The organism is Streptomyces sp. NPDC059002, assembly GCF_042740435.1.
In the GTDB taxonomy this organism is placed as follows: Bacteria; Actinomycetota; Actinomycetes; order Streptomycetales; family Streptomycetaceae; genus Streptomyces.
Window position 1 is genome coordinate 61,172 of the sequence record NZ_JBHYJI010000012.1, and the last position, 21,859, is coordinate 83,030.

General features: G+C 74.0%; 16 protein-coding genes. 8 read left to right on the forward strand and 8 right to left on the reverse strand.

Features of this window, described 5'->3' with window-relative positions:
• Positions 1-175: 175 nt before the first annotated feature.
• Positions 176-1,345 carry a glycerate kinase gene (locus ACFWZ2_RS13885; protein WP_384545304.1) on the reverse strand — a complete coding sequence of 390 codons (1,170 nt, stop codon included), beginning with the start codon at positions 1,343-1,345 and terminating at the stop codon, positions 176-178.
• A gap of 157 nt (positions 1,346-1,502) precedes the next feature.
• On the opposite strand from ACFWZ2_RS13885, the gene ACFWZ2_RS13890 reads away from it, so the two are divergent.
• From ACFWZ2_RS13890 to ACFWZ2_RS13920, 7 genes are all read left to right on the forward strand, one after another.
• On the forward strand, positions 1,503-3,227 hold the full coding sequence (locus ACFWZ2_RS13890; RefSeq protein ID WP_384545305.1) for a BCCT family transporter: 1,725 nt from the start codon (positions 1,503-1,505) through the stop codon (positions 3,225-3,227).
• A 216-nt stretch (positions 3,228-3,443) separates the two neighbouring features.
• A complete protein-coding gene (locus tag ACFWZ2_RS13895) occupies positions 3,444-4,529 on the forward strand; it encodes an ADP-ribosylglycohydrolase family protein (RefSeq protein ID WP_384545306.1) in 1,086 nt (361 codons plus the stop codon).
• A gap of 4 nt (positions 4,530-4,533) precedes the next feature.
• Positions 4,534-4,938: a CU044_2847 family protein gene (locus ACFWZ2_RS13900; protein ID WP_384545307.1), complete on the forward strand. Its 405-nt coding sequence runs from the start codon at positions 4,534-4,536 to the stop codon at positions 4,936-4,938.
• 2 nt (positions 4,939-4,940) lie between these two features.
• Positions 4,941-7,136: a hypothetical protein gene (locus tag ACFWZ2_RS13905; RefSeq protein WP_384545308.1), complete on the forward strand. Its 2,196-nt coding sequence runs from the start codon at positions 4,941-4,943 to the stop codon at positions 7,134-7,136.
• Positions 7,133-8,101, forward strand: coding sequence for an AAA family ATPase (locus ACFWZ2_RS13910; RefSeq protein ID WP_384545309.1), 969 nt, complete (start codon positions 7,133-7,135; stop codon positions 8,099-8,101). Before ACFWZ2_RS13905 ends, ACFWZ2_RS13910 begins: the two co-directional genes overlap by 4 nt.
• A 2-nt stretch (positions 8,102-8,103) precedes the next feature.
• Positions 8,104-11,913 carry an SAV_2336 N-terminal domain-related protein gene (locus tag ACFWZ2_RS13915; RefSeq protein WP_384545310.1) on the forward strand — a complete coding sequence of 1,270 codons (3,810 nt, stop codon included), beginning with the start codon at positions 8,104-8,106 and terminating at the stop codon, positions 11,911-11,913.
• A 27-nt stretch (positions 11,914-11,940) separates the two neighbouring features.
• Positions 11,941-12,441, forward strand: a complete 501-nt coding sequence (locus ACFWZ2_RS13920; protein ID WP_384545311.1) for an NUDIX domain-containing protein — start codon at positions 11,941-11,943, stop codon at positions 12,439-12,441.
• A gap of 44 nt (positions 12,442-12,485) precedes the next feature.
• On the opposite strand, the gene ACFWZ2_RS13925 is transcribed toward ACFWZ2_RS13920, so the two are convergent.
• The 5 genes from ACFWZ2_RS13925 to ACFWZ2_RS13945 form a co-directional block, all read right to left on the reverse strand.
• On the reverse strand, positions 12,486-12,992 hold the full coding sequence (locus tag ACFWZ2_RS13925; protein ID WP_384545312.1) for a methylated-DNA--[protein]-cysteine S-methyltransferase: 507 nt from the start codon (positions 12,990-12,992) through the stop codon (positions 12,486-12,488).
• A gap of 23 nt (positions 12,993-13,015) precedes the next feature.
• Positions 13,016-14,506 (reverse strand): AlkA N-terminal domain-containing protein, encoded by a 1,491-nt coding sequence (locus ACFWZ2_RS13930; protein WP_384545313.1) that lies wholly within the window; start codon positions 14,504-14,506, stop codon positions 13,016-13,018.
• Positions 14,507-14,579: 73 nt separating this feature from the next.
• Positions 14,580-15,989, reverse strand: coding sequence for a phytoene desaturase family protein (locus ACFWZ2_RS13935; RefSeq protein ID WP_384545314.1), 1,410 nt, complete (start codon positions 15,987-15,989; stop codon positions 14,580-14,582).
• Between the two features lie 107 nt (positions 15,990-16,096).
• Positions 16,097-16,924: an inositol monophosphatase family protein gene (locus ACFWZ2_RS13940; protein WP_384545315.1), complete on the reverse strand. Its 828-nt coding sequence runs from the start codon at positions 16,922-16,924 to the stop codon at positions 16,097-16,099.
• Between the two features lie 105 nt (positions 16,925-17,029).
• Entirely contained in the window at positions 17,030-18,877 is a 1,848-nt protein-coding gene (locus ACFWZ2_RS13945; protein ID WP_384545316.1) for a gamma-glutamyltransferase family protein, read from the reverse strand.
• A 147-nt stretch (positions 18,878-19,024) separates the two neighbouring features.
• Between ACFWZ2_RS13945 and ACFWZ2_RS13950 the strand changes: the two genes are divergently transcribed.
• The gene (locus ACFWZ2_RS13950; protein ID WP_384545317.1) at positions 19,025-20,089 is read left to right on the forward strand and encodes a biotin/lipoate A/B protein ligase family protein; all 1,065 of its coding nucleotides are present in this window, start codon (positions 19,025-19,027) and stop codon (positions 20,087-20,089) included.
• Here ACFWZ2_RS13950 and ACFWZ2_RS13955 read toward each other — a convergent pair.
• Both ACFWZ2_RS13955 and ACFWZ2_RS13960 read right to left on the reverse strand, forming a co-directional pair.
• Positions 20,055-20,783: a DUF4232 domain-containing protein gene (locus ACFWZ2_RS13955; RefSeq protein ID WP_384545318.1), complete on the reverse strand. Its 729-nt coding sequence runs from the start codon at positions 20,781-20,783 to the stop codon at positions 20,055-20,057. The genes ACFWZ2_RS13950 and ACFWZ2_RS13955 overlap by 35 nt on opposite strands.
• Before the next feature lie 52 nt (positions 20,784-20,835).
• On the reverse strand, positions 20,836-21,834 hold the full coding sequence (locus tag ACFWZ2_RS13960) for a TIGR03842 family LLM class F420-dependent oxidoreductase (protein ID WP_384545319.1): 999 nt from the start codon (positions 21,832-21,834) through the stop codon (positions 20,836-20,838).
• Between the last annotated feature and the right edge of the window lie 25 nt (positions 21,835-21,859).

Genomic DNA, 21,859 nt, shown 5'->3' on the forward strand with positions numbered 1-21,859 from the left:
AATTATCTAATCATTTACTTTTAATTATTAATATATCTTTTTCCGGGTGGTATTGGGGGTTTTCCGCCATGCGGCGGCAATACGCGGGTGTGGCCCCGCGTGTTTGTGGGGGGGCCTCGCCGGACGTACGGAATCGGATCGGTCGAACTCGGACTGGACGTACGGAAGAGAGTCGTCAGGCCAGGAAGTCCCGCGCGATGCCCTCGGCCACGGTCTCCAGGATCGGGCCCGCCTCCGCGATGCACCGCGCCACGTCGGGCTCGACCTCGGTGAGGGCGTACGCGCGGCGGATGCCCGCCCTGCCGAGGACCTCGGGGGCCAGGGCCAGGCGGCCGCAGACCGCGACGACCTCGATCCCGGCGGCGCGGGCGGCGGCGGCCACCCCGGCGGGCGCCTTGCCGTGCAGGGTCTGCTCGTCGAGGGAGCCCTCACCGGTGATGACGAGGGTGGCGCGGGCCAGGGCGGGCGCGAAGCCGAGCACGTCGAGCATGACCTCGATGCCGGGCCGGAAGCTCGCGCCGAGCCCGACGAGCGCGCCGTACCCGATGCCGCCCGCCGCGCCGGCGCCCGGCGACTGCGCGTACTCGGCGGCCTTGGGGCCGATGGCCTTCTCCAGGACCGTGGCGAAGTGGGCGAGCGCCGAGTCCAGCGCGGCGACGTCCTCGGGCGTCGCGCCCTTCTGCGGTCCGTACACCGCGGGCGCGCCCTTCGGGCCGGTCAGCGGGTTGTCGACGTCGCTCGCGAGGACGATCCCGACGTCCTTCAGGCGCGGGTCGAGGCCGGAGAGATCGGCGCTCGCCAGGTCCTTCAGCGGGCCGCCGCCGGGCGCGACGGGCGCGCCGTCCGCGTCCAGGAAGCGGGCGCCGAGCGCGGCCAGCATGCCCGCGCCGCCGTCGGTCGTGGCGCTGCCGCCGACGCCGAAGACGATGGTGCGGGCCCCCGCGTCGAGCGCGGCGCGGAGCAGCTCTCCGGAGCCGTACGTCGTGGACGTGAGCGGCGCGAAGACGCCGTCGGGGAGCAGCTGGAGGCCGGAGGCCTCGGCCATCTCCACCACGGCGGTGCCGTCCTTGAGCGCGTACGCCGCGGTCACCTCGGCGCCGAGCGGTCCGGTGACCCGCACCTCGCGGCGCTCGAAGCCGCCCGCGACGGCCGCGGCGACCGTGCCGTCGCCGCCGTCGGCGACCGGCAGCGCCTCGACCTGCACACCGGGGGCGACGCGGTGGAGTCCGGCCGTCACCCGCTCGGCGACCTGCACGGCCGTGAGCGAACCCTTGAACTTGTCCGCGGCGATGAGGACACGCTGCGCCTGCCGCTCGTGTCCCGCCGTCCCTGCAGCGTCCGCCACCTTGCATTCCCCTTGCTTTCCGGGCCTTGCTCGCGTCAAGGCAGTCGCGCCGCTGCGACCATAACCGCAGGAGGGGCTCCCTGCCCATGGCCGCCCTCGGCGGCGGACGGCGTGCCCAGGCGATAAATACCCCTTTACCGCTCCATAGTGGTGCGTCATGAGCACGGAAATGATCGATCAGCCCCTGCCCGACGAGGGCCCGCCGGACCCGCCGTCGAACGGCCGGGACCCCTCCGGCGGCTCCCCTTCCGACGGCACCCCCGACTTCGCCGTCATCGGCATCGGCGTGGCCGCCGTCCTCGCGGTGGTCGCGTGGGCGGCGATCGGCAAGAAGTCCTTCGAGAGCGCGTCGGACACCGCACTCGCCTGGGTCCTTGACAACTTCGCCTGGCTCTTCGTGATCGCCGCGGACGTCTTCCTCGTCCTGTGCGTCGTCCTCGCGATCAGCCGCTTCGGCCGGATCAGGCTCGGCAAGGACGACGCACGGCCCGAGTTCACCGACCTCGCGTGGATCGCGATGATGTTCAGCGCGGGCATGGGCATCGGCCTGATGTTCTACGGCGTCGGCGAGCCCCTCACCCACTATCTGAACCCGCCGCCCTCCAGCGGCGCCGAGCCCCGCACCGGCGGCGCCGCCCGCACCGCCCTCGAGTACTCCTTCTTCCACTGGACCCTGACCCCCTGGGCGATCTACGGCATCGCGGGCCTCGCCCTCGCCTACGCGGGCTTCCGCAAGGGCCGCGGCAACCGGCTCAGCGCGGTCTTCGTGCCGCTCATCGGCGCCCGGCGGGCAGCGGGCTGGCCGGGCCGTCTCATCGACCTGCTCGCGCTCTTCGCCACCGTCTTCGGCACGGCGACGAGCCTCGGCGTGGGTGCCCTCCAGGTCGCCACCGGCCTCAACCTCACCACGGGCGCGGAGAGTTCGACCACCCTCCAGCTGATCATCATCGCCTCCCTCGGCACGGCCTTCGTGGTCTCCGCGTTCTCCGGGGTGCACAAGGGCGTGAAGTGGCTGAGCACCCTCAACCTCGCGCTCGCCGCCTGTCTGATGCTGTTCGTCTTCGTGCTCGGCCCCACCGTCTACATCCTGGACGCGATCCCGGCCAGCCTCGGCGGCTATCTCCACGAACTCCTGCCGATGGCCACGCGCACCGGCGCCTTCACCGACAGCAGCTGGCTCGGCGCGTGGACGATCTTCTACTGGGCGTGGTGGCTGTCGTGGGCGCCGTTCGTCGGCACGTTCATCGCGCGGATCTCCCACGGCCGCACGATCCGCGAGTTCCTGATCGGTGTGCTGCTCGTGCCGAGCGGCGCCACCGTCATCTGGTTCTGTGTGATGGGCGGCACCGGGATCCGCCTGGACTCCACCGGCAAGGTCGACATGGCCGAGAAGGTGAAGGAGGGCGCGGAGTCCTCGCTCTTCGCGATGCTGGACGCACTGCCGCTCGGCACGGTCACCTCATGGGTCGCGATGATCCTCGTCATGACGTACTTCGTCACGAGCGCCGACTCCGCGTCCCTGGTGATGGGCTCCCTCAGCAGCCGCGGCTCGCTGCACCCGCCGACCTGGCTGGTCGTCACCTGGGGCGTCCTGATGGCGGCGGTGGCCGCGGTGCTCCTGGTCGCGGGCGGGCTCAGCTCGCTGCAGAGCGCGACGATCCTGGTGGCGCTGCCGTTCGTCGTGGTGATGCTGACGCTGTGCTGGGCGCTCCTCAAGGAGCTGCGCGAGGACCCCGGTGCGGGGCCCGCGCGCGGGCACGCGCTGCACGGCCTGCGGGACGCGGTGCGCGCGATGGTCGGTGACGCGATCACCGAGCAGACCCCGGAGCGTCACCCCCGGCTGCGACGGATCGTCAGATCCCGCAGCCAGGACGAGGACTGAGCGCTCCGCGGGAAGTGCGGTCCACATCTGCGGGTGCGTCGTGGCTGGCCACTGCCCCGCGCCCCTACGCGGCGCACCCGGACCGCAACGACCTTCCACAAGGCCGCTCAGCGGATCGGGCCCCGCCACATGGGCGGGGCCCTCGGCCGCACATGCTTCGCGCCGCATCGGCGTCGTGACCGCGCGGAAGCGCCCCGGATTCGGTAGACCGGACGCATGACCTCCAAGACCCTCGCAGGCACCGGATCCAGCACCGTCGACCTCGCCGACCGGGTGCTCGGCGGCTGGCTCGGGCGGATCGCGGGCAACATGCTCGGCAAACCGGTGGAGCGTGGCGACTACTGGACGCGCGAGCGCATCGACCGCTATCTGCGGCGCGCCGACGCGCTGCCCCTCACCGACTACCTCCCCGAACCGCCGGACGGCGACGAGGAGTTCGAGCTGCGCCCCGAGTGGCGCCGCTGTGTGCGCGGCCGGATCCACGGCAGCTGCCGGGACGACGACGTCGACTACGCCATCCTCGGCCTGCACCTCTTGGAGACCCACGGGTTCGCGTTCAGCACCGAGCAGGTCGGCGACCTGTGGCTGCTGCGCCTGCCGTATCTGCAGACGTTCACCGCGGAGCGCGCCGCGTACCGCAACCTCGCGAGCGGACTGCGGCCGCCGCTCACCGCCACGTACGAGAACCCGTACCAGGACTGGATCGGCGCGCTGATCCGCGCCGACGTCTTCGGCTGGACGTCGCCGGGCGACCCGCGCCGCGCCGCCGCGCTCGCCCGCCGCGACGCCGTCCTCTCCCACACGGGCAACGGCGTCTACGGGTCGATGTGGGCGGCCGCGCTCATCGCGGCGGCGTTCACCGCGGCCGGACCGCGCGACGCGGTGGACACGGCGCTCGCCGTGATCCCCGCGAGCAGCCGCCTCGCACGCACGGTGCGGCGCGTGACATCGCTCCACGAGGCGGGCCTCGGCTGGGCCGACACGCTCACCACGCTCACCGAGGAGACGGCGGGCCTCGGCTGGATCCATGTGGTGCCGAACGTCGCCGTCCTGACCGCCGGACTCCTGTACGGCGAGGGGGACTTCACCCGCACCGTCGCACTCACCGTGCGCGGCGGTCTGGACACCGACTCCAACGGCGCGACGGCCGGGTCGGTGGCGGGCGTCCTGTGCGGGGCCGCGGCCATCCCGGCCCAGTGGACCGAGCCCCTCGCGGACCGGGTGAGCAGCGCGGTGTTCGGCTTCGACGGCGCCCGGATCAGCGAACTCGCGGCGCGCACCGTGGAATTGGCCGCACAATGACTCCATGCCTGAGTACCTGGAACTGGACCTGGCCGGGGCCGCGCTGCGCGTCGAGCTCGCCGACGTGGGGCAGGCTCCCGAACCGGGCGCGCTGCCGCCCGAGTTCGGTGTGCCGGGCCCCGTCTCCACCGGCGGCGGCCGGACCGCGGCGCTCGCCGCCGACGCGCTGCGGGCCACGCTGCGCCCGCTCGGCCCGCTCCTCGACGAGGTGCACGCGGCGGTGTCCGGAGCCGAGCGGCCGCCCGAGGAGTTCACGGTCGACTTCGGCATCGAGGTGGGCAAGGACCTGAAGCTCGGCATCGTCGGCCTGAAGGGGGCGGCGACCATGACGGTGTCGGCGACATGGCGGCGCGCGGATGGTCAGGGGGCCGGGACCGACGGTCCGTCGAGCGGGGGCGACGGGGCGTAGTCGTGGGCTGGTTCAAAGGGGCGGAAGGGCCGCCGCCGGTGGTCGCCGTCCTGGGACGGGACGGCGACGCGGCGGTCGGCGCGGCCGCGCTGCTCTCCCCCGGGCGCGCCCTGACCTGCGCGCATGTCGTCAATGAAGCGCTCGGGCGGCCGCTGTTGAGCGGCACGCGGCCCGCGGACGAGGTGCTCCAGGTGGGCTTCGCCCGGCGCACGGTACGGATCAAGGCGCAGATCGAGGTGTGGGTGCCGCCCCGGCACGGCGCCGCGGCCTGGCAGGGCGACCTGTGCGTCCTGCACCTCGCCGAGCCCGCGCCCGCCGGTGCCGACCCCGTCGTCTGGACGGACATGACGGAGGGTCAGTCGCTGCGGGCCTGGCACGGCTGCGGGGAGCCGATCACCTTCGCGGACACGGTCCTCAAACTGCTCGACGGCCAACTGGGCTATCTGGACGGCCCGTTGTCCGGCGCCGCGATCGGCCCCGGGTTCAGCGGCGGGCCGCTGTGGACCGACTCGGGCGACAGCGCGGCCGGGCTCGTCGTCGGACGCCTCGGGCAGCCGGACGCCGCCCACCCCGGCCAGACGCTGCGCCGCACCTGGGCGCTGCCCTGGCAGACGGTGCGCGAGCAGCTGTACGCGGCGGGGGCGGGCGACGTCGTGGACGACTGCCGTACGCTGCGCGGCACCCCGCAGGACGACCCGCTGGCCGCCGAACTGACCTCCCTGCTGCACTCGTTGCTGCCCGACCCGGTGGTGCGCGCCGAACACGCGCGACGGCTCGCCGCCGAACTGGGCCTCGCCGTACCGTCGGACGGCTCGGCGCCCCGCGTCGAGGAACTGACCGCCGTCCTCCTGGAGCGGCCCCGCGCCCTGCCGACACTCAGCGAGTCGCTGCTCACCGCGGGGCCCCACGGCGCACGGCCCGACCACCTGACGGCACTGCTCGGCACCGGGCGGGCCGTCGAGGCGGCGGGGCTGCTCTCGCGCCGCGAGCACGCCTTCCTCGAAGAGCAGCTCAGGCGGGTCGTCCTGCACGATCCGACGCTGCCCGCCCGCGCCGCCCAGGAGGCGCTGCGCTACACGCCGCTCCCCTCCGCCCTGTGCACCGCGCGCCTTCCCGTGTCCGCGCTCGGGCAGGTCATCGCGGACCTGGAGGAGTACCAGGACGGCGGCCGCGTGCCCGCGGGAACGCCGCGGGTGCCCGCGCTCGTGCACCTGGTCGAGTTCATCGCCGCCGCCGCGGGCGGACACGTCGGCGACGCCCTCGGCCGCTGGAGCGAGCGGGTCTGCGCCAGGATCGGCGTGCACCCCGCGGCACGCGACCAGCGCAGGGCCGACGCCGCGCACTGGGCGGGCGCCCGGACACCCCCGGTGACCCGGCTCCTCGCCCGGCTCACCCGGGCCGAACCGGACGGCGAAGGCACCGAACGGGCCGAGCGCTACCGGTGCCGACTGTGGCAGCAGCACGCGGACGGCACGGTGCGCCGCCTGGAGACCACGACGGGCGACACGCCCCTGACGCCGGAACAGGTCGGCGCGCTGATCCGCGAGGGCGCCGAACGGTCCGGCGACGGGCTGCCCGCCGTCGACATCGAGGTCGACAGGGCGGCACTCCACCTGCCCTTCGACGAATGGGACGCGGGCAGCCCCAACGAATTCGTGCCGAGCCTCCCGCTCGGCGCCTCCTTCCCGCTCACGCTGCGCTGCCCGGAGATGAGCCGACGGGTGCCGCGCCGCGAGGGGGAACACCGCCGCCGCTGGGGCGACGGGCACGGCAGACCCCTGGTCATCGACCCGAGCTGCGCGGACGGACGGCAGGTCGCCGCGCTGCTGAGCTCCACCCACCGGGACGCCAACCACGTCGTCCTGCACGGCCCGCCCGCGCTCCGCGCCCAGCTGCTCGACCTCTGTCTCGCCCTCGGCGTCCCCGTCGTGCTCTGGGACCGCGAGGCCGAGGGACACGACCACGCCCACCGCCTCGAACCCCTCGCGCCCACCGGCCGCCTGCACGAACTCCCGGGCCGGCTGCACCGGTTCAGGGCGGCCACGCTGCCGGACCCCGCGGGATGCCTGGCGCGCCCCTCCCTCGTCTGGGAGGACCTCGTGTGGCAGGACCGCGCGGGATCCGACCACGAGCCGAGACTCACGGACCCCGACGCGCCGCCGCGCCCGCTTTCCGACGAAGGAGTACGCAGTTCATGACGGCACCCCAGCAAGGCGACTGGCGCCTGTTCCGCGGCGACGGCGACGCCCGGCGCGTCGACTTCCCCGAGGCCCCGCCCTGGCGCCGCTTCACCCCGGCGGACGGCACGCCACGGCCCCGCCCCTATCTGATCGGCCCCGACGAGTCGGAGGTGGTCAACGCCGCACTGCTGCTGCGCCGCCCGCTCCTGGTCACCGGGCATCCCGGCACCGGCAAGTCCTCCCTCGCGCACGCCGTGGCGCACGAGCTGTCCCTCGGCCGCGTGCTGACCTGGCCGGTCAACAGCCGCTCCACGCTGCGCGACGCCCTCTACGACTACGACGCGATCGGCCGCCTCCGCGAGTCGAATCTGCGCCGCGAGGCCGCTTCGGAGGACGGCACCGAGGACGAGGGGCCCGACATCGGTTCGTACGTCCGTCTTGGCCCGCTCGGCACCGCCCTGGTCCCCGGCGAGCGTCCGCGCGTCCTGCTCGTCGACGAGCTCGACAAGGGCGACGTCGACCTGCCGAACGACCTCCTGACGGTCTTCGAGGAGGGCGAGTTCGAGATCCCGGAGCTGGCCAGGCTCCCCGAGGACCAGGCGCACATCGACGTCCTCACCGCGGATCCGCAGGTGCGGGCGCCGGTGACGCGGGGCAGGGTGCGCTGCTCCGAGTTCCCGGTCGTGGTCATCACCAGCAACGGCGAACGCGAGTTCCCGCCCGCGTTCCTGCGCCGCTGCGTACGCCTCGACCTCGCGGAGCCGGACGAGCAGCGGCTGCGGGACATCGTCGAGGCCCACCTCGGCGACGCCGCGCTCGACGGCCTCGACGACCTCCTGCGCACCTTCCTCGGCCGCCGCGCCCCCGGCGAACTGGCCACGGACCAGCTCCTGAACGCCGTGTTCCTGCGCAAGGGCGGACTCGACCTGCCGCCGGGCGCGCTGCTCGACGCGGTGCTCCATCGGCTCGGTGGGGCGGTGTAGGGGTGGCGGACCAGCAGGACGCCGTCGACCGGATCAGGCAGATGCTGCGAGGGAGCGCCGCCCGCGGGCGGCCCGAGCGGCTGCGCCTGGCGCTCGGGGCGTTCGCGGAGAGCGGTGTGGAGCTCACGCAGGAGGAGCTGCTCGACGCGCTGTGGCTGGCGGCGCGGCTGCCCGAGGGCGCGTCGACGGCCCTGGCCCGGGCGTCGGGGACGATCACACCGGCGCGGCAGGCGTACGGGGACGGGTGGCTGCCACCGGTCCCCGGAGCGCAGGCGGACTCGACGAGGCTCCGCATGCCCAGGGAACCTGCCTCCGCCGACGACGAACCGCCTCCGCCGAAGCGGCGGCCCCACCCCGTGGCACCGCCCGCGGACGCCGACGTCCAGCCTCGCGCGGTCCCGCGCACCGCCCCGTCCACCCCCCTCAGGGAGTCCCCCGGCCGCTCCCCCCTCTACGGCGGCACCGCCCGCGCCCCGCGCAGGAACGCCGTCCCCGCCCGCCCCGTCCGCACCCCCGGCGCCCGCGCCCTCGGCTCCCGGCAGCTCCAACTGGGCCGTGCGCTACGCCCGTTGAAGCAGACCGTCGCCGACCGCAGACGCTGGGAGCTCGACGAGACCGCCACCGCCGACTCGACGGCCCACAGCGGTCTCACCGACGCCGTGCTGCGCCCCGCCCGCGCGCGCTGGCTCGATCTGACGCTGCTCGTGGACGACGGGGCCTCCATGCTCCTGTGGCAGCGGCTCGCCACGGAGACGCGGCTGCTCCTCGAACGCAGCGGCGCGTTCCGTGACGTACGCGTGCACGGCCTGGACACCCGTACCCCGGGCGCCCCGCTCCTCGGCCGCCGCCCCTTCACGCCCGGCACCGCCGTGCTGCCGCCCGCCACGGTGACCGACCCGGGCGGCAACACCCTGATCCTCGTGCTCAGCGACGGCGTCGGCGCGGCCTGGCGGGACGGGCGAATGCGGGAACTCCTCAAGCAGTGGGGGCGGTTCGGGCCGACGGCCGTGCTGCACGCGCTGCCCCCGCACCTGTGGGACGGCTCCGGCATCCGCGCCGAACGCTGGCGCGTCACCACCCGGCGGCGCGGCGCGCCCAACCTCACCTGGGACGTGGCGGATCCGGTCCTCCCGTCCGGGCTCACCGGGTTCGACGGCGTGCCGGTCCCGGTGCTCGCGCCCGAGCCGGCCGCGGTCGGCGCCTGGGCGGGCCTGGTCGCATCGCCCGGGGCCAGCGCCGTCCTGCCGCTCCTGACCGAGCCCTTCGCACCGGCCCCTGCGGCGCCCGACCCGCTCGACACGGGCCAGCACGTCCTGCGGTTCCGGGACACGGTGTCCCCGGAGGCGTACCGCCTGGCCGCCCATGTCGCCGCCGTCGCCCCGGCGTCCGTGCCGGTGATGCGCCTGGTGCAGGACGCGCTCGGACCGGACGTGACGACCGGGCACCTCGCCGAGGTGTTCCTGAGCGGTCTGATGCGACGCTGCGACGACTCCGTCGATCTCGCCCCGCAGCACCGGAGTTACGACGTCACGTCCGAGGCCCGCGACATCCTCCTCGGCACCGCGCCGGTCCGCGAACTCCTGCGTACCAGCCGGACCGTGACGGACCGTCTGGGCGAACTGGCGGGCAGGTCCGCCGACTTCCCGGCCTGGCTCGCCCACCCCGAGGGCGCCGGACGGGTCGGCGACGGGGCACGGCCGTTCGGCTGGGTGGACGAACGGCTGATGCGGAGGCTGGGGGTGGGGGTGGGCGTCCCGCGGGCGGCACCCGCGCCGTCCTCCGCCGGACCGGACGTACCCCCGCATGACGCGTCCACGGACGACGTGCCCGCGTATGTCGACGCACCCGGCTCGCCGTGGCGGTCGCTGCAGCCCGCGAATCCCCGATGGGCGGGCCCCTGGCGGCTGTTCGCGCGGCACAGCAGCGCGAAGACGACCAGCGGGATGTTCCTGGGACGGCGCGCCGAGGGGGGCGTCGCGGCCCTCCGGCTGACGCGTTCGGGTTCGCTGAGCCGCACCACGCTGCCCCGGCAGGCCCAGGCGCTGCGCCTCCTGAACGGCTGCCGGGCGCCCCGGCTGATCGGCATGGACCCGGCGGCGGAGCCGTCCTGGCTTGCGATGGAACTCCACCTGGCGGACGGTCGCCCCGCGCCGTACCTCGCGGGCCGGACCCTGGACGGCGAACGGTACGCCGACCCGGGGCAGTTCGCCCTGCTCGGCCTGCGGGTCGCCGGAGTCCTCGCGGACGCCCACGTCCGGGGGATCCTGCACGGCGACCTGGTGCCGAGCAGGGTGCTGCTGACGCCGGACGACGTGTGCGTCACCGGCTGGTGCGTGCACGAGCACGCCGACGGCGTCGAACACGACATCTCCAAGCTCGGCCTCGTACTCCTCGGAGCCGCGGGCCGCGGCCTGCCCCACTCCTTGACCGACATCCTGCGGCGCTGCTCGTCGCCGCTGCTCGACGAGCGGCCCACGGCCCGCGAAGTGGCCGAGCACTTCCGGGCGTTCGTCGAGTCGCAAACCCACGCGCCCCGTACGGACGGCGACGCCGACGGCACGCTCGCCGTGCCCGTCGGACGCGACGAGCGGGGCGCCGACGTCGTCCTCGACTTCCGCGCCATGGGCCCGCACGGCATCATCCAGGGGTCGGCGGCGGACTGGTCCGCCGTCCTCGACGGGATCGTCTGCGGCCTGGCCGAACGGTATTCACCGGTGGCGGTGCAGTTCCACCTCTTCGACGCGACCCAGCAGTACCTGCGTCCGGCGACGGCCGGCACGCTGCCCCACATCGTGGCGGCGGCCGGATCCGCCTCCCTGGAACGCACGCTCGGCGGCGAACGCACACGCCGCCGCACCTTGCTCACCGAGGCGCGCGCCATGGGCAGGCCACGCCCCGAACTCACCCGGCTGATCGCGGTCGTCACGCCGGACGGACTGACGGGCGAGACGGGCTGGCTCGAAGACCTCGACATCCACCTCCTGGTGCTCGACGGCCCCGAACGAGGGCCGCTCGACCTGGACTTCCGCATCGACCTCACCGGCCGCGACCCCGTGCTCCACCACTCGCGGGCACCCTCGTCCGGCATCCCCTTCCGGCTGCCGCTGCCCCGGCGCGTCCCGTATGAGGCCATGTACGCCGACGAGTTCCAGGCCGCCGTGACACATGGCCGCCAGGGGCACCACCACGCCGCGCTCGGCTGGCTGGAGAGAATCGCTGCCCGCCAGCTCGAACACCTCGGCCCCGACCACCCGCACCTGCTGTCCACGCAGTACGAGACCGGTCACCTCCAACTCGCCCTCGACCGCCTCGATGACGCCCTGCAGACGTTCAGCAACTGCGCGACACGGCGCGCCGAGGTGCTCGGCAATGAGCACGCCGACACCCTGACCGCGCACCAGCAGTTCGCCTTCGTGCTCGCCCGCATGGGCCGCCACGACGAGGCGCACACGGTCTACCGCATCGTGCTCCGCCTCTGGGAGAACGTCCGGGGCCACACCCATCCCGACACCCTGCTGTGCCGCCACAACCTCGCCGTCACCCTCATCGCCCTGCGCCACTACACGAAGGCCGTCGTCGAAGCCCGCGCCGCGCGCAGCGGACGCGAGAGCGTGCTGGGCAGCGAGCACCCCGACACCCTCGCGAGCGGCCATGAACTGGCCGTCGCGCTGCACAGATCGGGCATCCTGGCCGAGGCCATCGACATCGCGCGGAGCGTCCTCGAAGCGCGCGAGCGCGTCCTCGGCCCCATCCACCCCGGCACCCTCGCGACCTACCGCCTCATGAGGGACCTCGGGCTGCCCGGACGCTGACGGGGCCGCCCCGGCTACGCTTCCCCCGTGACCATCCAGGACTTCGCCACATACGTCGCAGGACTCCCCCGCGTGCTCGTCGGGGCCGCCGCGCTCTTCCGGGACGCCGAGGGACGGGTCCTGCTCGTCGAGCCCAACTACCGCGAGGGCTGGGCGCTGCCGGGCGGGACCGTCGAGTCCGACGCCGGGGAGACGCCGCGGCAGGGCGCCCGCAGGGAGACCCTCGAAGAGATCGGGCTCGATGTCGTGCTCGGTCCGCTGCTCGCGGTGGACTGGGTGCCCGCGGGCAGCGAGCGGGTCCGGCCGCCGCTGGTGGCGTATCTGTACGACGGCGGGGTGCTCGACGCGGAGCGGCTGAAGTCGATCGTGCTCCAGGAGGAGGAGCTGGTCTCCTGGCGCCTGGTGGAGCGCGCGGACCTCGCGGAGCTGCTGCCCGGCGCGCTGGGGCGCCGGGTCGCGGTCGCCCTCGACGTCCTGGCGGACGGCGGCGGCACGGCGGAGCTGGAGAACGGCCACCGGGTCGGCTGACACCGCCCCGGCAGCGCGCCGCCCAGCACCCGGCAGCACACGGCTCAGAACAGGGCGTCCGCCCCGGCCCCGTCCTCGGGCCCGCCCTCGAAGGCGAGCAGCCGCTTCTTGCGGTCGAGCCCGCCGCCGTATCCCGTCAGGCTGCCGTCGGCCCCGACGACGCGGTGGCAGGGCACGATGACGCCGATGGGGTTCTTGCCGTTGGCGAGGCCCACGGCGCGTGAGGCGTTCGGTTTGCCGAGGGCGTCGGCGAGTTGGCCGTACGTACGGGTCTCGCCGTACGGGATCCGCCGGAGCTCCTGCCAGACCGTCCGCTGGAACGGCGTGCCGTCCAGGCGAAGGGGCAGGTCGAACTCGGTGAGTTCACCGGCGAAGTAGCCCGTCAGCTGGCTGATCGTCTCGCCGAACGGCGCCGGGTCGCGGTCGCCGAAGGTCTCCTGCGGCGGGCGGTGGCGCTGCTCGGTCATGTAGAGGCCGCTGAGGACGCCGTCGGTGGCGACGAGCGTGAGCGGCCCGTAGGGGCTGTCGATGACGGTGTGCAGGCGTTCCATGAGTACGTCCCTCGGGGGATGGCTTACGCGGGGATGACGTTGATCGGGTGGTCGTCGGTGGCCCACAGGTACTGGACCGCGTACGCCCGCCAGGGCCGCCAGGCCGCGGCGCGCGCGGTGAGCGCCGCCGGGGTGTGCGGCAGGCCCAACTCCTGTGCGGCGCGCCGGATTCCGAGGTCGGTGGGGAGGAAGGCGTCCGGGTCGCCGAGGGCCCGCAGCGCGATCACCTCGACCGTCCAGGGCCCGAAGCCGGGCAGTTCGGTCAGCCGGGCACGGGCCTCCTCCCAGTCGCTCTCGGCACCGAGCCGCAGGCTGCCGTCGGCGAGCCGGCCGACGAGCGTGGTCAGCGTGGTGCGGCGGCTGCGCGGCAGGGCGAGGGACTCCGGGTCGAGCGCGGCGAGCTGCCCGGGGGCGGGGAAGAGATGGGTGAGGCCGCCCTCGGGGTCCTCGACGGGGGTGCCGTGCGCGGTGACCAGGCGCGCGGCGTGGGTGCGGGCGGCGGCCGTGGAGACCTGCTGGCCGAGCACGGCGCGTACGGCGAACTCGGCCTCGTCCACGGTGCGGGGCACGCGACGGCCCGGCGCCTTGTCGACGAGCGGCGCGAGCAGCGGGTCGCTCCTCAACTGGCCGTCGACGGCGGCCGGATCGGCGTCCAGGTCGAGCAGGCGGCGGCAGCGGCTGATGGCCAGGGTGAGGTCGCGCAGGTCGGTGAGGCTGAGCCGGCAGCCGATGTGGTCGGGGTGCGGGGTGAGCGCGACGATGCCGTGCCCGAAGGGGAGGCTGAGCGTGCGCCGGTAGGCCCCGTCGCGCCACTCCTCGACGCCGGGCACACCGGTCGCGATGAGGTGCCCGAAGAGGTTGTCGGGGTTGAGCGGCTTGCGGAACGGCAGGCGCAGCGAGAGGACCCCGGGGGCGCCGGACGCCGCGGGCACCTGCCCCGCGGCGGCGCGCTTCGGCACACGGGCGCGCAGCTCGCCGGGGGCCAGCGCGAAGACCTCGCGCACGGTGTCGTTGAACGTGCGGATCGAGGAGAACCCGGCGGCGAAGGCGATCTCCGCCATGGGCAGCGCGGTCGTCTCGATGAGCAGCCGCGCGGTCTGCGCGCGCTGGGCGCGGGCCAGGGCGAGTGGTCCCGCGCCCAGCTCGGCGAGCAGCTGGCGCTCGACCTGCCGGGCGCTGTAGCCGAGGCGTGCGGCGAGACCCGGGACGCCCTCGCGGTCGACGACGCCGTCGCCGATGAGCCGCATGGCGCGGGCCACGAGGTCGGCCCGCTGGTTCCACTCGGGCGAGCCGGGGCTGCTGTCGGGGCGGCACCGCTTGCAGGCCCGGAATCCGGCCTGCTGGCAGGCGGCGGCGCTCGGGTAGAAGGTCATGTTCTCGGCCTTGGGCGGCACGACCGGACAGCTGGGACGGCAGTAGATCCGCGTGGTGAGGACGGCCGTGAAGAACCATCCGTCGAAGCGGGCGTCCTTCGACTGAACAGCACGTACGCAACGCTCGGTGTCGGTGTGCATGCCGTCAAGCATCGAGGATCGGGCCCGCCCGGGCTGGCGGGAATCCGACATCAACCTCGCGCCACCAGGCCCCTCACGCGCTCCTGAGCCGCCGCCACACCGCCTTCGCCGCGTTGTGCCCCGACATGCCGTGCACACCGGGACCGGGCGGGGTCGCGGACGAGCAGATGAAGACGGCGGGGTGGGCCGTGGTGTACGGGGAGAGGGAGAGCTTGGGCCGCAGCAGGAGCTGGAGTCCGCTGGCGGCTCCGCACGCGATGTCGCCGCCCACGTAGTTCGCGTTGCGCGCGGCGAGTTCGGGCGGGCCCGCCGTGGCGCGGGCGAGGATCCGGTCGCGGAATCCGGGCGCGAAGCGCTCCAGCTGGCGCTCGATGGCGTCGGTCAGATCGCCGTCCCAGCCGTTCGGGACGTGGCCGTACGCCCAGAAGACGTGCTGGCCCGCCGGGGCGCGGCCGGGGTCGACGACGCTGGGCTGCACCGTGATCAGGAACGGGGCGTCGGGGGCGCGGCCCTCGCGCGAGGCGGCGTGCAGCGCGGCGCCGATCTCCTTGCTGCTCGCGCCGACCTGGACGGTCCCCGCGGTCCACGGCTCCTGCGCGGTCCAGGGCACGGGCCCGTCGAGGGCGTAGTCGATCTTGAAGGCGCTGGCGCCGTACCGGTACCCCTCGTAGGCGCGGCCGAGTCCGGCGATCCTGGCGAGCGCGGTGGGCGAGGTGTCGAAGACGTAGGCGCGGGCGGGCGGCAGGTCGTCGAGCCGCTTGACCTCGTAGTCCGTGTGGACCGCGCCGCCGAGGTCCGTCAGGTACGCGGTGAGCGCGTCGGAGATGGACTGCGAGCCGCCGCGAGCGACGGGCCAGCCGCGGGCGTGCGCGGCCAGCGCGAAGACCAGGCCGACGCCGCCGGTGACGATGCCGTCGAGCGGCGCGATGACATGGGCGACGAGTCCGGCGAAGAGCGCGCGGGCGCGCTCTTCGCGGAAGCGCCGCATCAGCCACGTCGACGGCGGCAGGCCCGCGAGTCCGAAGCGGGCGAGGGTGACGGGGTCCCGGGGCAGCGAGCTGAGCGGCAGCGACATGAAGTCCCGCAGCAGGACGTCCCACTTGCCGAGGAAGGGCTCCACCAGGCGCCGGTACGCCCCCGCGTCGCGCGGCCCGAACGAGGCGGCGGTCTCGGCGACGGAGCGGGAGAGCACGGCCGCGGTGCCGTCCAGGAAGGGGTGCGCCATCGGCAGCGGGGGCTGCAGCCACTCCAGGCCGTACCGGTCCAGCGGCATGGCGCGGAACGCCGGGGAGTTGATGCCAAGGGGGTGGGCGGCGGAGCAGGGGTCGTGCCGGAATCCCGGCAGCGTCAGCTCTTCCGTGCGTGCCCCGCCCCCCACGGTGCTCCTGGCCTCGAAGACGGCCACCGAGAAGCCCCGGCGGGCCAGCTCGACGGCAGCGGTGAGCCCGTTCGGTCCCGCCCCCACGACGACGGCATCAAGCATCGACGGCACCTTCGGACTCCTTTGTCAGCCGATGGCCACTGCCGCCAGGATAGGCCGGGGCACCGGCGCCGCCGTCGGCGCGGGTACCCCCGGGGCGGTCCGCGGGATCAGGCGGTGCCCGCGAGGAGACCCACCACACGCTCGGCCGTGGCCGCGTCGCGCGCCGCGGTGAACGGCAGGGCGTTCCCCCCGGCTATCCGGAACGGCTCTCCCGCCAGGGTCAGGTCGGCGCCGCCGGCCTCGGCGACGAGCAGCAGACCCGCGGCGTGGTCCCAGGCCAGCTCCCAGGAGAAGGCGACGGCGTCCAACTCGCCCTTCGCGATGGCGAGGTACTCCAGTCCCGCGGATCCGCAGGGGCGGGGGCGCACACCCTCGGTCCACAGGCCGCTCAGCGCCTGCTTCTGGGCGTCGGTGGTGAAGTCCGGGTGCGAGGTGGCCACTTCGATGGCGGGGCCCGGCGCGGGCGAGCCCGCGACCAGCGGCCGTCCGTCGAGGTGGGCGCCCTTGCCGCGGACGGCCACGGCCAGCTCGTCGAGGGCGGGTGCGTACGTCCACGAGGCCTGGACCTCGCCGTCGACCGCGAGGGCGACGAGCATGCAGAAGCCGGGGTCGCCCCGCACGAACTGCCGGGTGCCGTCCACCGGGTCGACGATCCACACCGGAGCGGCGCCCCGTATCGCCTCGTACCTCGACGGGTCCGCGTGCACCGCTTCCTCGCCGACCACGACGGAGCCGGGAAGGAGGGCGGCGAGATCGGCGGTGAGCTGCTCCTCGGCGCGGCGGTCGGCGACGGTCACCACGTCGTGCGGCCCGGACTTCTCGACCACGTCGCCCTCGGCGAGCTGCCGGAACCGGGGCATGACCTCGGCCGCGGCAGCCTTGCGGAGGGCCTCTTCAACGCCGTGCACGCCGTGCACCAGAAACTTTTCGATCATGTGTCCATGAGAGCACGCCCCACTGACATCCCGTACGCCCCACCTGAACGCCCCCTTACCTCACGGTGAACCTCCCGTGCCGCGCCCCGCCGCCCGCCCACTCTCTCACCGCCCCACGGCGTACCCCTGCATCCCCCGGGGATTGGCCCCCGCCGAAAGCACCCCGGTCCGCGGATCCCGTGCCACCGCGCACAGCCGCCCCTCCGACCACGCGCCGCCCACCGTCACGTCGTGCCCCCGCCGCCGCAGCTCCGCCACCACGTCGGGGTCCGTGCGCGACTCGACCGTGAGGCTGCCCGCCCGCATCTCGCGCGGGTGGAAGGAGCCGGGGAAGGCGTCGGTGTGCCAGTTCGGGGCGTCGATGGAGCCCTGCAGATCGAGGCCGCCCCGCACCGTGGACCGCAGCACGACCCCCAGGAAGAAGTGCACCTGCCACTGGTCCTGCTGGTCGCCGCCCGGCGTGCCGAAGGCCATGACGGGCACCCCGTCCTTGAGCGCCAGGGACGGCGTGAGCGTGGTCCGCGGGCGCCGCCCCGGTGTGAGCGAGTTCGGCAGGCCCTCCTCCAGCCACGCCATCTGGAGCCGGGTGCCGAGCGGGAAGCCCAGTTCGGGCACGACGGGGTTGGACTGCAGCCAGCCGCCGCTCGGTGTGGCCGAGAGCATGTTGCCCCAGCGGTCGACGATGTCGAGGTGGCAGGTGTCGCCCCGGGTCCCGCCGTCCACGGCCACGGTCGGCTCGCCGCTCCCCGCCGCCGCCATGCCGCCCGCCGCGTCGGCTCCGGGGTGCTCCCCCGCGGCCACCGCGGCGGCGTGCGCCGACAGCCTGGGCCGCCGTCCGCCGGGGCTCCCCGGCCGCAGCTCGTAGGAGGCCTTCTCGCCGATGAGCCGTCGCCGCAGGGCGTTGTACTCGGCGGAGAGCAGCTCCGCAACGGGCACGTCGGCCGCGCCGCCCCCGGCGTCGCCGTACCAGGCCTCCCGGTCGGCCATGGCCAACTTGCAGCCCTCGACCAGGAGATGGATGTACGCGGCCGATCCGTACTCCGGGAGTTCCGCCACGTTCCGCGGCAGCAGCGCGAGTTGCTGGAGGAAGGCCGGGCCCTGGCTCCAGGCCCCGGCCTTGCACAGGGTCCAGCCGTTCCAGTCGTAGGTGACCGGGTCCTCGTACCCCGCGGACCAGCCGCGCAGATCGTCCGCCGACAGCGTTCCCTCGTGCCGCCGTCCGCTGGTGTCCATGGTGGGCCGTCCCGCCTGCCGCACCAGCGCGTCGGCGATGAAGCCGTCGCGCCACACCTCGCGCGCGGCGTCGATCTCCGCGACGCGGACATCGCCATCGGCCCCGGCTCCGGCCCGTTCCCCGGCCTCCGCTATCAGCCGTCGCCAGGTGGCCGCGAGCGCCGGGTTGCGCAACAGCTCGCCGGTGCGCGGCGGTTCACCGTCCGGCAGATAGACGGCGGCCGACGACGGCCACTCGCGCTCGAAGAGTTCCCGCACCGTCCCGACGGTCTCCACGACGCGCTCCACGGGCGCGTGCCCGTCCTCCGCGTACCCGATGGCGTACGTGAGGACGTCGGCGAGCGACTTCGTCCCGTGGTCGCGGAGCAGCAGCATCCAGGCGTCGAACGCGCCGGGCACGGCCGCGGCGAGCGGCCCGGTGCCGGGCACCAGGTCCAGGCCGAGGGACCGGTAGTGGGCCACGGTGGCACCGGCGGGCGCGGGCCCCTGGCCGCAGAGCACGCGCACGTCGCCGCCCGCGGGCGCGAGCACGATCGGGACCTCGCCGGCGGGACCGTTGAGATGGGGCTCGACCACGTGCAGGACGAATCCGGCGGCGACGGCGGCGTCAAAAGCGTTGCCCCCGTCCTCCAGAACGGCCATCGCGGACTGCGAGGCGAGCCAGTGGGTGGACGACACCATGCCGAAGGTGCCCTGCAGTGTGGGACGCGTCGTGAACATGATCCGCAGGCTAGCCCCGAAGCAGGCGCGCCCGCCGTGCGATCGCCCGCCGCGAACCGGACAGAGTCGGCGTAAGGAAGAATTCGGAACGGCCGAGGCGTTCGGCCGAGACAGGCTGAACCGAAGCGCGGGCATGGAGGAAGAACGGTGCACGGTGAGTACAAGGTCCCCGGCGGCAAGCTCGTCGTAGTGGATCTGGACGTCGAGGGCGGCGAGTTGCGGCACACGCGCGTGGCGGGTGATTTCTTCCTGGAACCGGACGAGGCGCTCGACGCGATCAACGGAGCGCTCGACGGCGCCCCCGCCGACACGAACACCGCGGGGCTCGCCGCCCGGATCGACGCGGCGCTCCCCGAGGGCACCGTGATGTACGGACTGACGTCGGAGGGCATCGGCGTCGCCGTGCGCCGCGCCCTCGCGCACGCGACCGACTGGACCGACTACGACTGGCAGCTCGTCCACGAGGGCCCGCAGGCGCCCGCGCTGCACATGGCGCTCGACGAGGTGCTCACCCAGGAGGTCGCTGCGGGCCGGCGCGCGCCGACGCTGCGGGTGTGGGAGTGGGGCGCCCCTTCGGTGATCATCGGCAGCTTCCAGTCGCTTGCCAACGAGGTCGACCCGGAGGGCGCGGCCCGGCACGGCATCGAGGTGGTGCGCCGGATCTCCGGCGGCGGGGCGATGTTCGTGGAGCCGGGGAACACCATCACGTACTCCTTGTCGGTGCCCGAGGCCCTCGTGCAGGGGCTCTCGTTCCAGGACAGCTACGCGTATCTCGACGACTGGGTGCTCGGCGCCCTCGCCGACATGGGCATCAAGGCGTGGTACCAGCCGCTGAACGACATCGCGACGGACGCGGGGAAGATCGCGGGGGCCGCGCAGAAGCGCATGGTGGCGCCCGGCGGCGGCCCGGGCGCGGTGCTGCACCACGTGACGATGTCGTACGACATCGACGCGGACAAGATGCTGGAGGTGCTGCGCATCGGCAAGGAGAAGCTGTCCGACAAGGGGACGAAGAGCGCCAAGAAGCGCGTGGACCCGCTGCGCCGCCAGACCGGTCTGCCGCGCGAGTCGGTCATCGACCGGATGATCGAGTCCTTCCGCGGGCGGTACGGCCTGACGGACGGCAAGGTCACCGAGGAGGAGCTGGCCCGGGCGCAGGAGCTGGCCCGGACGAAGTTCAGCTCCCCGGAGTGGACGGCGCGGGTGCCGTAGGCCGGTCCTCCGGGCGGTGCGGCTGTTCGTCGTCCGGGCTGCGCTGCCAGGCCGTCGTGCCGAGCATGCCGGTCTCGCCGATGTCGAGGCCGCCCTCCGGCTCGATGGTCTGGCGCGCGGCGCCCTTGGCGGTGCCGATGTCGACGTAGACGCCGCTGCCCTCGCGGGTGGACGCGTCGACGGCCGAGTACCGCCAGACCAGCGAGGTGTACGCGGACTCGCCCGGCTTCAGACGGATGCGGCGCGGTCCGGGGTCGTCCATGGTGGTGACCGGCTCGGTGCCCTTGAGCACGGTCACGCGGAAGGGCTTCTTGTCCAGGCCCCGGACGCGGATGTCCGGGTATCCGTTGAGTTCGCGCACGCCCTTGCCGCAGTTCGTCACCGTCACCGACATCGCGCGCAGGCCCATCGCGGCGGTCACCATGCCCGGGGACATGGTGACGCCCGACGCCGGGCAGCGCGGGGTGCCGGGGGACGGCGGTGCGGAGGGGGACGGCCCGTCGGGGCCGAGCGCGAGGTCGCCCGGCCCGCTCGGCGCGGACCGGGTCGGCTCGGGCCGCGTGGCCTCGGGCTTCGGCTCGCGTCCCGGGTTCGTCTCGCGGTCCAGTTCCGCGGAGAGCCCGCAACCGGCCACGAGCAGCGCGGTCGCCGACAGGGCCACGGCATGTCTGAGCGGTCTCGGTATGACGGTCACGCGGAGATCATGCCATGCCCTGTCTTGCCCCCTCATATGCGGACGATGCCGGTCACGCGAGGGCGGGGATGACCTGGGTGCCGTATGCGTCGATGACGTTCTCGCGCGCGTCGTGCATCGCGTACAGGGCGAATTGGTCGACGCCCAACTCCCGCAGTTCCCTGAGCCGTTCGATGTGCGCCTCGACCGGTCCGACGAGGCAGAACCGGTCGACGATCTCGTCGGGCACGAAGGCGGTGTCGGGGTTCCCGGCACGCCCGTGGTGGCTGTAGTCGTAGCCCTCGCGGGCCTTGATGTACTCGGTGAGGGCCTGCGGCACCATCGAGGAGTGCTCGCCGTACTTGGCGACGAGGTCGGCGACGTGGTTGCCGACCATGCCGCCGAACCACCTGCACTGCTCGCGGGCGTGCGCGAGGTCGTCGCCGACGTAGGCGGGCGCGGCGACGCAGATCTTCACGTCGGCCGGATCGCGCCCCGCATCGGCGGCCGCGTCCCGTACGGCCTTGACCATCCACTGGGTGAGGTAGGGGTCGGCGAGTTGCAGGATGAACCCGTCGGCCCGCTGCCCGGCGAGCGCGAGCGCCTTGGGTCCGTACGCCGCCATCCACACCGGCAGCTTCCCGTCCCGCACCCACGGCAGCCGCAGCGTCTGCCCGCCGACGTCCGCGGGGCGGCCCTCACCGAGGTCGCGGATCACGTCGATGGCCTCGCCGAGCGTGGCAAGGGTGTTGGGCTTGCGCCCGGCGACGCGCATCGCGGAGTCGCCGCGTCCGATGCCGCAGACGGTGCGGTTGCCGTACATGTCGTTGAGGGTGGCGAAGGTGGAGGCGGTCACCTCCCAGGTCCTGGTCCCCGGGTTGGTGACCATGGGCCCCACGATCAGCCGTTCCGTGTGTTCGAGGATGCGGCTGTAGATGACGAACGGCTCCTGCCAGAGCACCGCGGAGTCGAACGTCCAGCCATAGCGGAAGCCGTTGCGTTCCGCGCGTCGCATGAGTCCGACGACCGCCGACGCGGGCGGGTCGGTCTGCAGCACAAGTCCGAAATCCACGGCGGGACCTCCTCGTTCAGGTACT